This window comes from Chlorogloeopsis fritschii PCC 6912 (genome assembly GCF_000317285.1).
Taxonomy (GTDB): domain Bacteria; phylum Cyanobacteriota; class Cyanobacteriia; order Cyanobacteriales; family Nostocaceae; genus Chlorogloeopsis; species Chlorogloeopsis fritschii.
In genome coordinates, this window is sequence record NZ_AJLN01000105.1 from 1 (window position 1) to 13,669 (window position 13,669).

General features: G+C 38.0%; 13 protein-coding genes and 1 pseudogene. 3 read left to right on the forward strand and 11 right to left on the reverse strand.

Going from position 1 to position 13,669, the window contains the following annotated elements:
- Together UYC_RS0122015 and UYC_RS0122020 are read right to left on the reverse strand one after the other, a co-directional pair.
- Positions 1 to 328 (reverse strand): annotated as a pseudogene (locus UYC_RS0122015) (hypothetical protein); the annotation flags it as partial.
- Positions 329 to 437: 109 nt separating this feature from the next.
- Positions 438 to 1,190, reverse strand: coding sequence for a cadmium resistance transporter (locus tag UYC_RS0122020; protein ID WP_016875138.1), 753 nt, complete (start codon positions 1,188 to 1,190; stop codon positions 438 to 440).
- A 429-nt stretch (positions 1,191 to 1,619) separates the two neighbouring features.
- On the opposite strand from UYC_RS0122020, the gene UYC_RS0122025 reads away from it, so the two are divergent.
- Entirely contained in the window at positions 1,620 to 2,555 is a 936-nt protein-coding gene (locus UYC_RS0122025) for a LysR family transcriptional regulator (protein ID WP_016875137.1), read from the forward strand.
- A gap of 72 nt (positions 2,556 to 2,627) precedes the next feature.
- On the opposite strand, the gene UYC_RS0122030 is transcribed toward UYC_RS0122025, so the two are convergent.
- Entirely contained in the window at positions 2,628 to 3,320 is a 693-nt protein-coding gene (locus tag UYC_RS0122030) for a cadmium resistance transporter (RefSeq protein ID WP_016875136.1), read from the reverse strand.
- Between the two features lie 65 nt (positions 3,321 to 3,385).
- Here UYC_RS0122030 and UYC_RS0122035 point away from each other — a divergent pair, with 65 nt between their 5' ends.
- Positions 3,386 to 4,042, forward strand: a complete 657-nt coding sequence (locus UYC_RS0122035; protein ID WP_016875135.1) for a cadmium resistance transporter — start codon at positions 3,386 to 3,388, stop codon at positions 4,040 to 4,042.
- Positions 4,043 to 4,127: 85 nt separating this feature from the next.
- Here UYC_RS0122035 and UYC_RS0122040 read toward each other — a convergent pair whose 3' ends face one another.
- Positions 4,128 to 4,919: a sulfite exporter TauE/SafE family protein gene (locus UYC_RS0122040; RefSeq protein ID WP_016875134.1), complete on the reverse strand. Its 792-nt coding sequence runs from the start codon at positions 4,917 to 4,919 to the stop codon at positions 4,128 to 4,130.
- Between the two features lie 380 nt (positions 4,920 to 5,299).
- On the opposite strand from UYC_RS0122040, the gene UYC_RS0122045 reads away from it, so the two are divergent.
- The gene (locus UYC_RS0122045; RefSeq protein ID WP_016875133.1) at positions 5,300 to 5,728 is read left to right on the forward strand and encodes a DUF7980 family protein; all 429 of its coding nucleotides are present in this window, start codon (positions 5,300 to 5,302) and stop codon (positions 5,726 to 5,728) included.
- 43 nt (positions 5,729 to 5,771) lie between these two features.
- Here UYC_RS0122045 and UYC_RS0122050 read toward each other — a convergent pair whose 3' ends face one another.
- From UYC_RS0122050 to gatB, 7 genes are all read right to left on the reverse strand, one after another.
- Positions 5,772 to 6,575: a prohibitin family protein gene (locus UYC_RS0122050; RefSeq protein ID WP_016875132.1), complete on the reverse strand. Its 804-nt coding sequence runs from the start codon at positions 6,573 to 6,575 to the stop codon at positions 5,772 to 5,774.
- A gap of 313 nt (positions 6,576 to 6,888) precedes the next feature.
- On the reverse strand, positions 6,889 to 7,506 hold the full coding sequence (locus UYC_RS0122055) for a pentapeptide repeat-containing protein (protein WP_016875131.1): 618 nt from the start codon (positions 7,504 to 7,506) through the stop codon (positions 6,889 to 6,891).
- A gap of 217 nt (positions 7,507 to 7,723) precedes the next feature.
- Positions 7,724 to 8,026: a hypothetical protein gene (locus UYC_RS0122060; protein ID WP_235181627.1), complete on the reverse strand. Its 303-nt coding sequence runs from the start codon at positions 8,024 to 8,026 to the stop codon at positions 7,724 to 7,726.
- A gap of 276 nt (positions 8,027 to 8,302) precedes the next feature.
- The gene (locus UYC_RS0122065) at positions 8,303 to 8,977 is read right to left on the reverse strand and encodes a cadmium resistance transporter (protein ID WP_016875129.1); all 675 of its coding nucleotides are present in this window, start codon (positions 8,975 to 8,977) and stop codon (positions 8,303 to 8,305) included.
- A gap of 359 nt (positions 8,978 to 9,336) precedes the next feature.
- Positions 9,337 to 9,513, reverse strand: a complete 177-nt coding sequence (locus tag UYC_RS39045; protein ID WP_016875128.1) for a hypothetical protein — start codon at positions 9,511 to 9,513, stop codon at positions 9,337 to 9,339.
- Between the two features lie 376 nt (positions 9,514 to 9,889).
- Positions 9,890 to 11,203, reverse strand: coding sequence for a bifunctional ornithine acetyltransferase/N-acetylglutamate synthase (gene argJ, locus UYC_RS0122075; RefSeq protein ID WP_016875127.1), 1,314 nt, complete (start codon positions 11,201 to 11,203; stop codon positions 9,890 to 9,892).
- 648 nt (positions 11,204 to 11,851) lie between these two features.
- Positions 11,852 to 13,327, reverse strand: coding sequence for an Asp-tRNA(Asn)/Glu-tRNA(Gln) amidotransferase subunit GatB (gene gatB, locus UYC_RS0122080; RefSeq protein WP_016875126.1), 1,476 nt, complete (start codon positions 13,325 to 13,327; stop codon positions 11,852 to 11,854).
- Positions 13,328 to 13,669: the final 342 nt, after the last annotated feature.

Sequence of the window (13,669 nt, forward strand, 5' to 3'; positions counted from 1 at the left end):
AGTAGGTTGAGCTAGATTTTTTAGGTTTTTGACCATAGACTAACAGTGTTTTATTTGTTTCATTGCGGCAAATACCAACAGATTCTTCACTATTTTCTAAGATATACTTTTGGAATTTTAAATTAGCGATCGCCTGTTCAAGCTCTGGTGTAGAACCTTGAGTTTGTTTATCTTGCAAAGCAGATTCTAATAATTTAGTGACTTCTACATAGTCTGGATCATCACTGATTTTTTTACCTGCCCAAGATGGTTGAGCCAACATCAAGTTTGCTAGTAGTAATAAGCAAACAAGAGTAATTTTGATGAGATGGTTCTTGAATAGTTTCATATTTTTCTCCTGAAAATTTATTTTTTTACAGATGCTAACTACCTTTTTTAGGGTATGTGATGTACAATTTCTCATCTGTCTGTTGATGCAATGCGTATACTAGAAAAATTTATTTTTGCTTCAGCCTAGACAATACTTCAGCTTCAGGTAATCCCAAAGAAAATCCATAAACTTCTTGCCATGCATTCTTGCCTACAATTAAGAGATAGGAAGCAATAGATACAACAGTGATGAAAACTAAGGCAGGAGTTTCTAAAGTGTGACTTTCTATCAAAATGGAAACACCCAATCCCATTAAGATAAAGGGAACCAGAGGATTACCGTAGCGAGAAATTGCAGATGCGATCGCACTTACCTGAGTTAAGCAATAGGCTACATAACACCATACACCCACCATCATGAAGAAAACAGCCAAAATCACAAGTAAGCTATCCCATGTATGAGTAGCAAACATTGGCATATAGATACTGATGTTGTCTCCACCATTGGCAATGGTAACTGCTGCGACACCATAAGTTTGAGGTGAAAGGAAGTTGTACCACCAAGCTTGAGAAGATTCGGGAGTATTTAAATCTTCTTGCTCGTTTGTTTGTGGATGTAGAAAGCGAGCGATCCCAATAATGATAGGAGCAATACCGAGTAACCCAATCCAGGATTCTGGTAAGATAAACCTGCCAAAGAAACTGGGTAAACTTGCAATGACTAGGACACTAAAACCTAGATATTGACCGATAAATATATGACGACGGCGAAAACAAGCATTGATTTGCGAAAAAAATAATGATAGGACAACAATATCATCGAGGTTAGTAGCAATGAAAGCAGTGAGTCCTGTAGGAATAGCAGTCAGTAATCCACTCATGTGTGTATCTTGTCTCCTCAATGGTAGTGTCAACCGTCTGTATCAGTATCTAGCTGGGTGTTTCTTGACATGGAGGTTCGAGTTGTGAATATAGAATTGCTTAGGGATTGTGTAGTAACACAGAAGCGATCGTTAATTGTTGGTAGTTAAATTCTGTTGTCATCAGCAAATAAACTAATTAATGTAACTGGTGCTTTACTTTACCTAAGAAGCTTGTACCAGAGGCATAGTTTCACTCTATGGCTCCCCATCAATAAAAGCAAACATTCTTTTTTGTCAAATCCATAGACGTAATTTATTGAAACGCAGATATAACTGCAACCATGTCATCAAGAATATGTAAATTAATCTACAGTTTTCCGCCTGATTTGCCGTATAATACTTCCAAGGTTTTCATAGTTACTATCCTCAAGCCTGTACAGAGCCAAAATGACGCTGGAGCAGTTGCGAATTTTTTTAGCCGTGGCAGAAGTGTTGCACTTTACTCGTGCCGCTGAAGCACTTTATATCACTCAGCCAGCAGTCAGTGCTGCGATCCAAAGCTTAGAGACAGAATATGGTGTTAGGTTATTTCATCGCATTGGTAGGCATATTGAAATCACGGATGCAGGGAAATTATTGCAGGGTGAGGCGCAAAAAATTCTCGATCATGTAGAGTTAACAGAACGTTGCTTAAAGGAATTAAACAATCTGCAACGGGGAGAGTTAAAGTTAGGTGCAAGTCTCACGGTTGGTAACTATTGGCTACCCGAAAAAATTAGCCAGTTCAAGCAGTTATATCCTGGCATTTTTATCAACTGTAAGCTGGGAAATGCTGAGGAAATTTGTGAAGGAACTGCTGTAGGTATGTATGATTTGGGTTTGGTGACAGGGGAGATGAAAGCATCATTACAGCAATGTTTAGAAAAGGAAGAAGTCGGAAGCGATCGCCTGCAAATTGTTGTTGGCAAATCTCACCCTTGGTATCAACGTAGCGAGATTTATTTAGATGAATTACTCAACACAAGCTGGGTGATGCGTGAGTCTGGTTCCGGCGCACAGCAAATATTTGATCAAGCCTTACAAAGTTGGGGAATTGAACCCAGCAATCTGAATGTTGTAATTAACTTAAATACTAGCGAAATGGTGAAGGCAGTTGTAGAAAGTGGTGTTGGTGCAGCTGCTATTCCAGAGTTGATGGTGAAAAAAGAATTACTACTAGGAACATTACACGCTGTGAAAATTACCGTTCCCCAAAAACAATCTTGCAAAAAATTAGAAATCATCCAGCCTGTTTGGAAATTGAAACACCGCCAACGTTTTCAGACAAGAGTAATGATAGCTTTTGAAGCTCTCCTTATGCAAGATAATGTGCAAGTAGCTTGATTAGTAGATAGGATTATGAAAATTAAAAAGCATAGATCCCCGACTTTTTAGAAAAGTCGGGGATCTGGTTTTTCAGTTATTTTTAACTAAAATCGCTAAACACACAGAACTTGCTGCTAGCTTGATTAGGCTTAAAGATTCGGTTTTTAAAATAATAATTACACCTAGCATTATTAAAACAAAAGGTAAAATATAGCTAGAATATCGACTTAAAATATCGGCAATTTTTGCTTGAGAAGTAAATTTATAAGCTAGATAACACCAAACTGCTATTAATATCAAAAATACGCCAACAATAATCATAAAATTACTTAAATCACCGCTAGCAAATAATGGTACATAAACGCTGATATTATCGCTGCCATTAGCGATGGTGATAGCTGCAACACTGTAAGTCTGTGCATTGAAAAAACTTGTAGTATTTGCATCTTGATATTCGGCTGTAGGAACTACAACCTCACCGCAACGCGCTGCCTCTTGAGTTTCATCTTCTTTTCTATTAATCAAACTGCTGATACCCATCGTCATTGGTATTAATCCCAGTAATCCCATCCAGTTGGATGGTATGACTAATCCACCAAATAACCCAGTTAGGCTAGCAATAATTAACACTGTAAAGCCTAAATACTGACCAGCAACGATGTGTCTACACCTGAAGTTAGAATTTAACTGAGAAAACAGTAGCAATAAAATAACGATATCATCAATATTAGTGGCAATGAAGGCTGAAATTCCGACCAAGAGTGTAGTAAATAACTCACTCATCTCAATATGTCCTGATTTGTTTGCTTAATATTTTATTGTTAAATAGTTATTTTTGACAATTCCGCATGAGTAACATTACCACACTTATTACTGAGGCAATTATTGCTTTTACCGCCACCAATATTGACGACTTTATTATATTACTACTATTTTTTTCACAGCTAAATCATCAATTTCGACGTTGCCACATATTTATCGGTCAGTATCTTGGTTTTCTTGCGATTATTATTGTTAGTTTACCAGGTTTTTTGGGTGGCTTAATAATACCAAAGGCATGGATAGGATTATTGGGAATACTGCCAATAGTAATTGGAATTAAGCAATTAGTGAGTCAAGAAGTAGAAGGTTCGGAAGTTCAGACTGTAACTACTAATTTCAATACATCTACTAATAAACACCCAATTATAAATATTATTTTGAGTATTTTTAGCCCTCAAACTTATAAAGTAGCTGCAATTATCTTTGCTAATGGTGGTGATAATGTTGGTATTTACATTCCTTTATTTGCTGGTTATAGATTAACAGAATTGTTAGTAATTATTATAATATTTCTCATCATGAAAAGTATTTGGTATACTCTTACTTATTTACTAGCTAGTCAATCAAAAGTAGCTCTTATTTTAACTCGCTATGGTAAAAGTTTTGTACCTTTTGTATTAATTGCCTTGGGTTTGTACATCATGTATGAAAGAGGTACGTTTGCCCTCTTACCTTGGAGATAATAAATTGATAGACAGTGAAACATATCAACTGTTATTTAGTATTGTCATGCTTTCTAATGAATAGCCATACCCCATGTAAATTTATCTAATAAACTAGCTTTAAACTCACCATCATTAATATAGAGTAAATCATAAACCGCAATGGTTTCTGTGGTGCAACTTGACAAATTTTAGCTCCTAGTAATATTCCTGGTACTGAGCCAAGCCATATCGGTAAGACTAAACCCCAGTCAACAGTTCCCAAGGTAAGATGTCCAAAAGCGGTGAACAGTAAAAGAATTGCAGCTTGGGAAATATCTGTACCAACTAACTTTCTTGCATCCAAGCGGAAAAATGCAATCAGCACCAAGGCAAACATTGAACCGGAAGCGACGCTGGTTAAACCGACAATACAACCGAAGAATGCTCCTATACTTATTGTCTGCAAGCATCCTAATTGGGTTGTTAAGTCAAATTTTGGTAGTTCAGGTAATTGAAGCTTTGGGAAGAAAGTCAACAGCAGCATTTGCACCAACGCCAAAACTGTAACTAACAGAATCGTCATACCTAACAGGTGCAGCATGATGTTGTTCAGGTTATGTTCTGCCTTGTGTTTAATCAGGTGCAGTATACCTATCCCGAATAGAGAACCAGGAACACTTCCCAAAGCTAGCCATTTCACCACCTGCACATCAAGGGTTTGTTGCTGCCAATGTTTAATACTACCAACGACTTTCATGAGTGTTGCAGCAACGACATCAGAACTGATTGCTACGGCAGGTGGTACTTGAAAAACAAAAATCAACATTGGGGTGATTAGGGAAGCACCACCAATTCCCGTCAAACCAACAACAATACCAACTAGAAAGCTCAACAGAGGCAACAATAAAAAGTCCATACTCCTATCCTTTACCGGGGTTTTGTAAGTGCGGCTTTGTTTAGCTGAAACTAAAAGATTGGTTGTAACGCTGTTGTGCAGACAGTTTTGCGCAACTACAACTTTTGCCCGACTGCTGGAAAATTATCATAAAATACTAAAACCTGATTGACTTACCGTATTTTACGGTTAGAATACAGTAAAAGTCCATATTTCTGTGAAGTGATACAAAATCTTGATTTTACTTATGCAACGTCACTGACTGATTTACTGATTATTACTGCTGGTAGTTGAAAATAGCTATAAACACTGTGCTATTAAGTTTCAACTTTCATTTGGATCTGGACTTTTTGGACTTTTTATTTTAAAGTACGGTAAGTGGATAGAATTACTGTATAATTATGATTAGTAGCAAAAAGAGCGAACAAGAGTTGTCATCACAAACTTCAGAGAGTTTACCCAAAACCTTGCTGCAGAAGCTCAGAGGTGGATTTTTCTTAGTGATTGGATATCTATTATCACCATTGTGCTGGTGGAACGATTTAATATTCAATTTACCAATTGCTTATTTTTTCGGCTATATTTGTAGTCTTTTTTCTCATAAATTAATGATGCCTGGTGTCATAGTTGGTTATTGGCTATCTAATATTATTGGTATTCTCTTGATGCAAGCAGGTGCAATTGATGTGTTGCAAAAACAATCCCAAGAACGCAACTTAAAAAAAGAATTACTGACAGGTTTACTTTCTTCAACTGCGTATACTTTTTTAATTCTGGCTTTAATCCAGTTTAAAATCCTTGATACTCCTAATTTCTTCTTTGGTAGTTAATGAAAATCCAATCTTCAAAATTAGGTTTTTTAATTTAATCTAATTATTTTATTTTTAAAATTTCATTGAAATTTAAAATTTTAGGAGTATCTTTAGTCATAATTAAAGGTAACTTACCATCCCATTTTTCTAGTGCCTGTCTTTCTAAAATTTCATTAGTTAAACTATCACGTAGTAATCTATTAACTTCTGCTTCTCCCTTAGCCAAATTTACTTTAGCTTCTGCCTCTTTAACTGCCTTTAGTGCGAGAAAATCTGCTCGTTTGGCATCTTGTTCAGCAATCTGTTTTGCCTCTACTGCTTCAGTAAATTTATCTGAAAAATTGACATGAACTAATGAGATATCATCAACTGCAATATGATATCCATGTAATCTTGCTGTTAATGTGTTATCTACTCCAGATTTTACTTCTCCTCGTTTCGTGACAATTTCTTCGGCTGTATACTTTGCCATCACTGCTTTTAAAACTTCTTCTACTGCGGGATTAATAATTTTTTCAACTACGTCTTTTTCATCGCCAATCTCTTGAAAAATGACATTAGTCTCTTCAGGTATAATATGCCAATTTAATGCTACATATGTAAATACATCTTGCAAATCTTTAGAAGAAGCTTCAGCAGATATTTCTTGTTTTTGAACTCTCACACTGATTATTTTAACTGTATTAAAAATGGGAATTATAGCATGGATACCCTCATCCAATATTGTTTTTTGCACTCTGCCAAACTGCATTAATACGCCGCGTTCTCCTGCATTTACAACCACAAATGGTGTCAGCAAAATTGTGATTAGAAATAATAATGCAGTTATTTTACCAGCACCATTAGTAAATTTAATTTTTTTCATATTATCAGGAAAATTATTATCGTGTTTTTAGAATTTATTAATAAGTTTAGTATAAAATACGTTAAATTGATAGAGTTAAAGTAGTTAATAAATTTGAATCAGACTGTTTCTCCCTGCGCGATCGCTATTATCTGTGATGGCTTAAGTGGTTCTATTGTGGCAGCGAATGTTTTAGGAAATGCAACTATATCACTTGAGATTGAGTGTTGCACACAAGACACCAGAGTGGTATTGAATTATCAATACTTAAGCCAGGGATTACCCCCTGGCTTAAGCATTTATAAAGTTAACGTTGATTTCAGATTACTGACACTTACTGATACTGAGCCATCATTCCTGGAGGTATGAGCGCATCTTCCAAATCAGCTCCTAGTAAGTTTGCTCCCTGTATATTGGCAGCTGCAAGGTTTGTTTTTTGTAAATCTGCCTTTTGTAAGTTAGCTCCAGAGAGATTTGTTCCTTGTAGATTAGCTGCTTCTAAATCTGCATCATACAAGTTAGCTCCAGCAAGATTTGCTCCAGCAAGATTTGCTTTACTCAAATCTACCTCCCGCAAATCTGCTGCTTGTAGGTTGGTTCCTTGTAAATTAGCCTTTTCTAGTTCTGCTTTTTGTAGGTTTGCACCCTCTAAATTAGCTGATTGCAGATTTGCCCCTTCTAGTTGTGCTTCATATAAATTGCATCCAACACATTCATTAGTTGTTAAGAGGCGTCTAACATTCGCTGCGACAGAATCTACAGCCCACATTGTTGAGGCTGTGGCTAGAACAGGAGATACTACGGTTGGAGGTGCAGATTCAGTAGACGTGGGTAGAGTTTCTGATTGAGCTAGGGCGTAAGGCTGATCTAACAGAGAAAATACCGCGACAAATGCTAGAAATACAGTACTTAAAATCCAAGAAGCTAATTTTTTTGAAGTTAGTTTGTTCATTAGTCTCTTCCTCTTAGAGTTATTAATTTTTATTGTTTGCGTTTAATTCACCTTGACTTCAAGATAAAACTCATCAAACTCTCAAAGCAAACATTATTATTTTTCCTAACAATAGATAAAAGTGATGATTTACTTTTGCTCTGAGCAGCTATTTTTTTAGCTTTTTATTTTTAATTGTTGAATTATGTTTGGAAATACTAAATATAATCGCTTACTATTAGCTATTCTTGTTATTTTCCAGCTTGTTTGCATCTACCCAACGATTGACGAACTTATTATCTTGCGTATGTACCCTGACTTGTACTTGTTTAGAACCTAGTTTGATTACTTCAGCGGGAATTCTCTGGATATGATCTGAGTCGGCACGAGCTTTATAAAGCCAAACAACTCTTTCACCTACAAAATATTTATGATTTTTACTTAATTGCGATCCTTCATCCACCCAAGCGGGAGAAATACTTACTAAGTTGAGCAAAAACATGAAGATTATTAAAGCTATTTGGAAAATTTTCATCGTCATTACATCCGAGCAGATACTCAATACCTAATTTATCTACACTTGCAATAAATTTTGTACTATCACTTGAAAAGTAAGCGGAATTTTACTTTTGTATAATTCATTTGAGACCAACCCTGAAATTTATTTATAACTTGGCATTTTCCCTGATTTATTCATTAATTTATGGATGGAGATAGCCATAATTTAGAATGACTAATCACTAGTAGAAATACACCAGCAGTTTTCCTAATTAGATGAAGGTAATATGCTTTTAATTAAGGCGCGATCGTTTAATCTCTAATTGAAAAGTGTTGCCACAATGGGAAACAGTTGAAATGTGCCGCTTTTCATCATGATGGAGAAACCAAGCCAGATCAACACTACAGGGAAGACTTTTCGACCATAGCGAGCCAAAAGCGGTGCCATGAGAGGATTACGAGTCAAATTATAAGAGAGGAAACACCACAGCCCAACAGTCAAGTAACAAACACATAAAATTACGCCCAAACTTGGAAGATTGCTACTAGCAAACAAAGGTACATAGATGCCAATATTGTTTCCTCCGTTAGCAATAGTTACTGCTGAAACACGGTAAGTATGGGGATCGCGCAGAGTCGCCCATAATGATTTTTTACGACGTCTAGATTTGACGGAATGACTAAAGCCAATAGACACATCTTGGATGGTGTCTCCATCATCATTTCGACTCATAAGATTAATGATACCAATAGAAATTGGAAGTATTCCTAACAAACCAATCCAAGATTCTGGAAGAATTAAACCACCGAAAAAACCAGGCAAGCTAGCAAATACTAGTGCGGTAAATCCAACAAATTCGCCAACTATAATATGTTTAGGGCGAAAGACATGATTGACTTTTCCAAAGAAAGCTGTCAAGTATATATTGTCATCAAAAGTAGTTGCAAAGGCAGCAGAAATTCCAATAATTAATGTACCAGTTAGCCAACTCATAATTATTGCTCGCAATAGTTTAAGTTTGTTGATTGAAATCCTTCTCTGCTTCTAGAAGTGAGGGCAGTTCGGGATCTAGTTCAATTTTTGTGTTATTTATGGCGATCGCCATTTATTTAATTCAAATTCTTTCTTCGCTAGGTAGCTTGTTATTAATATTATGATTTTAGTCAGATAAGAACAAATATTCTTTGTTTTGAAAATAATAAATTAAATTTATTAAAAAAGTATCAGTTTAAATTAGCTATAAATAGAAAATCACCATAAATACCACAGTATAAACGGGAGAATAATTTTTGAATATAAAAAAGAACAAACGACAGAGAACCAAAGTTTGTGCTTGCAAGCTTCAGCAAAGATTATGTAAAATTCCCAAAAGCATCTCTAGTTACAGCCGCAGCCCCGTAAGGTTGGGGTGAGAATAGGCTAGCTAGCCATGAATTTTGGAACTGTTCGGGTTCTGGTGGGGTTTTATCCTCATCAATTCCCAGATTCAACAAACGATTAATGCCAATGGCAATGGAAACCGTACCCAAAAGTCCAATAATTAAAAGTAATGCCTAGAAAATATAAACAAAAAAGCGATCGCAAGAGATAGAAAATCAACACCAGGCAATCGCTTTTACCGTAAGTTGGGTTACTAGGAAACAATTAAATTGGATGAAGGAATTGACGTTAACAGTGGCTCAAGTTTTTGACTGGCTGAAAATGAAGCAATAACCGAAAAGAGCGATCGCACTTGGCTCATTAAGCAAGTTTTAGCCAACCAAACACCCGATCAAATGTCAAATCTAGTGTTAAGAATTTTGGAGTGGGCAGGTGATCGTTAATTTAGAGACGCGATATATCGCGTCTCTACAAGGGTTGTGGCATTACGCAAAATTATTTCACACATGAAATCAGCAATGCCAATCAAGTAGTGTACTCAGCGTTAATCTTCACGTAGTCATAACTCAAGTCACAACCCCAAGCTGTACCTGTACCATGACCATTACCAATACTAACGGAGATAATGACTGGATTGTCTACGCGTTGAGTTCTAACTGTACTGCGATCCACTGATAAATCATTGCTCATATTCGTGGCGATCGCATCTTTTGGCAAAGAAGACTCCGCTGCGATGTTTTTCAAATATTCATTTGCTGCTTTGCGATCAAAAGGCAAAGGTTGCCCATTCTCCATCATTACAAAATCGCCTAGTTGAATTCTCAGGTTTTCTTGCTCAAATGGTACACTAGCACGTCCAGCGGCAGCAGCGATACGTCCCCAGTTAGGATCGCGTCCAAAGATTGCAGATTTCACTAAAGAAGAACCTGCTATGGTTTTAGCAACTTGACGCGCTGCTTGTTCATCGTGAGCGCCTGTAACTTGCACTTCAATCAAGCAGGTTGCGCCTTCGCCATCACGGGCGATCGCTTTGGCTAAATGCTGACAAACTGCTGTCAACATCGCTTCTAATTTTTCGGCTTCGTGTCCCATTTCTATAATTGCAGGAGTGCGAGATTGACCGTTAGCCAGGGCAATTAAGCTATCGTTGGTACTTGTATCGCCATCAACGGTAATCGAGTTGAAACTTCTATCGGCGGCTCGACTTAACATTTCTTGCCAAAGGTGGGGTGAAACCGCAGCATCACAGGTGACAAATGCTAACATCGTTGCCATGTTCGGATGAATCATCCCCGAACCCTTGGCGATACCTCCCATCCTTACCGGGCGATCGCCTATTGTTGTCTCTAGGGCAATAGATTTTGTGACTAAATCTGTAGTGATAATTGCGCTTGCGGCGGCATCGGAACCAGTTTCTGAGAGTGCTGCTACTAGTTGAGGAATTGCTGCTTTGAGCTTATCCATTGGCATTCGCTGCCCGATTACCCCTGTCGAAGCGAGTAGCACAGATTCACTAGGAATGTTCAGTGCTTGGGCTACTGCCATAGCTGATTCTAAGGCATCTAACCAGCCTTGGCTGCCTGTTGCGGCGTTTGCTTGTCCGGCATTGCAAAGAATGGCACGGGCACCATGTTTAGCTTGCAAGCGTTGGCGACAATAATCTACGCACGCTGCTCTCACGTGACTGGTGGTGAATACTCCGGCAGCGATCGCTTCTACATCCGATAATATCAACGCTAAATCCGGCAGCCCAGAAGGCTTCAATCCCGCCTTAATTCCAGTTGCCCGATAACCTCTAGGTGCTGTTACACCACCAGTAATTTCCTGCCAATCTGCCATTACTCTAACCCCACAGCTATTGCTCGGCTGACAGGCGATTATATCAAGTATTAGTGCTTACTCTAAAATCGCTGAATTAAAAGTCTATACTTTCGTTTTTTTGGTTGTATGTAATAACTACTAACCAATCACTAATGACTAATGACGACCTTAGCTATTTAACTTTAATTTGTACCGATCTACGTTATGTTATGAATCTATTACTAAAAAGAAAAAAGAGAGCCACTTGGGCAGCTCTCCAGATCATCAGGGTGCATCTACGTAGCACATTATATCATTTTGGGGATGTGGGGCAATACCCCTTGCTTGATTTTTTCTAAAAGTATTATTAAAGAATATCCGTAAAATCACGAAGAGGGGAAATCACACTTTTGATTGTAGCTTTAATTTCTAAAATATACCTAATGAATAATACCAGTAGCAATTAATTACAGGAAAAAAGAGGTTTTGAATATTACTCTCAATTATCAAGATGCAGTCGATTACCAAATTATACTCATTTAAGAGTGATGGGCAAGACCCTTTATTTATTAAAAAGTTACAAAATAGTAATCAGAACACAGAAGAGTCTCTTCTGCGTTCTTTCCTCTAGCTTTTCACTTTTGGTGTAGATATGTTTTTCTGAAGTTCCCCTGCACAATAGCAGCACTAACTATTCAGCTTTTTATCTACGAGTTCATTAGTTAACTTTGGATCGGCACGCCCACCTGTTTTTTTCAGAACCTGTCCGACAAAGAAGCCTTTGACATTGGTTTTGCCACTACGGAACTTTTCTACTTCTTTGGGATTTGCGGCTATAACTTCATCAACAATAGGTTCAAGTACGCTCGGATCGGAAATTGGTTCTTCGCCTTTAAATAATTCGTCAGGAGAAGCTCCTGCCAATAAATCTGCTAATTTCTGTTTAGCTTTGGCATTAGTAATTTTACCTTTTTCAATTCGCACAATCACATCAGCCAGATTAGCAGGAGTCAAGCCAAGCTCGGTGATGTTGAGTTTATTTTTGTTAAGGTAAGCAGCAATATCTTGAGTAATCCAGTTAGCAGCAGCTTTGGGGTTGGCACCCTTGGCAATTGTCGCTTCAAAATATTCGGCAGTAGCTCGTTCCTCTGTCAACACTCGCGCATCATAGGCAGAAAGCCCTAGTTCGCTTTCATAGCGATAGCGTTTGGAGGCTGGCAGTTCTGGTAATTGATTTCGCCACTCTTCTAGCTGTGCATCTGACACCTCAATCGGTGCTAAATCTGGTTCCGGGAAGTAGCGGTAATCGCTAGAACCTTCCTTGCTGCGCATACTAATTGTGCGTTGTGAACCTTCTTCCCACAGACGAGTCTCTTGAAAAATGCGTTCACCAGCTTCTACGGCTGCAATTTGACGCTCTATTTCGTATTCAATCGCCTTTTGGATGGCGTTGAAAGAGTTCATATTTTTAATTTCTACCTTCGTGCCAAACTCCTTTTGTCCAACAGGGCGCACGGAAATATTGACATCACAGCGCAGGGAACCTTCTTGCATATTCCCATCACTGACACCGAGATAACGCATGATGCGGCGTAATTCTTGGACATATTCAGCAGCTTCTTGCCCAGAACGCAAATCTGGTTCCGAAACAATTTCCACCAACGGCACACCAGCTCGGTTGTAGTCTACCAAAGAATAGGCAGAACCCGACAGGCGATCGCTTCCTGCGTGTACCAACTTGCCTGCATCTTCCTCCATGTGCAGGCGGGTAATCCCAATCTTCTTGCGAATAGGATTGCCATCTTTATCGACTAACTCAATTTCTAGCCAGCCGTGTTCAGCAATAGGCAAATCGTACTGCGAAATTTGGTAATTTTTAGGAAGATCGGGATAAAAATACTGCTTGCGATCAAACTTGCTATATTTGGCAATTTGACAATTCAGGGCTAAACCCGCCTTCACGGCATATTCTAAAACCTTTTCGTTCAGCACGGGCAACACCCCAGGCAAACCCATACACACCGGATCGATGTTAGTATTGGGTTCAGCCCCAAACTCTGTAGAGCTAGTAGAGAAAATTTTAGTTTTAGTACTCAGCTGACAATGGGTTTCTAAACCAATAATCGCTTCGTACTCAGTTTTTACGGTCGTAGCAGAAGTCATAAAATCACAAGTTTTAGCTAATCCTCGATTAGGCTACTATTGTAGACTGCTATGGACTTTGGCTGAATACGGTTATTTGGGTGAGAAAAGAGGACACGGAGACTGAGTGATGAAATATGCGATCGCATTAACTCTAATCTACTATCTCAGAGGCGCGATCGTATTTGTACAAATAGCGAATGCTTTTTAGTATAATTAGTTACTGTTAATTGGGTGAGTAGATCTGCGATCGCACTAAAACTAGATTGCAGATAACCACACAATTTTTCCTGTTCGGTTGATATAACCAGATTTATTATTTAACGTTACCTTTGCCAAACCGTTGATAAAAGAATAAGCCTC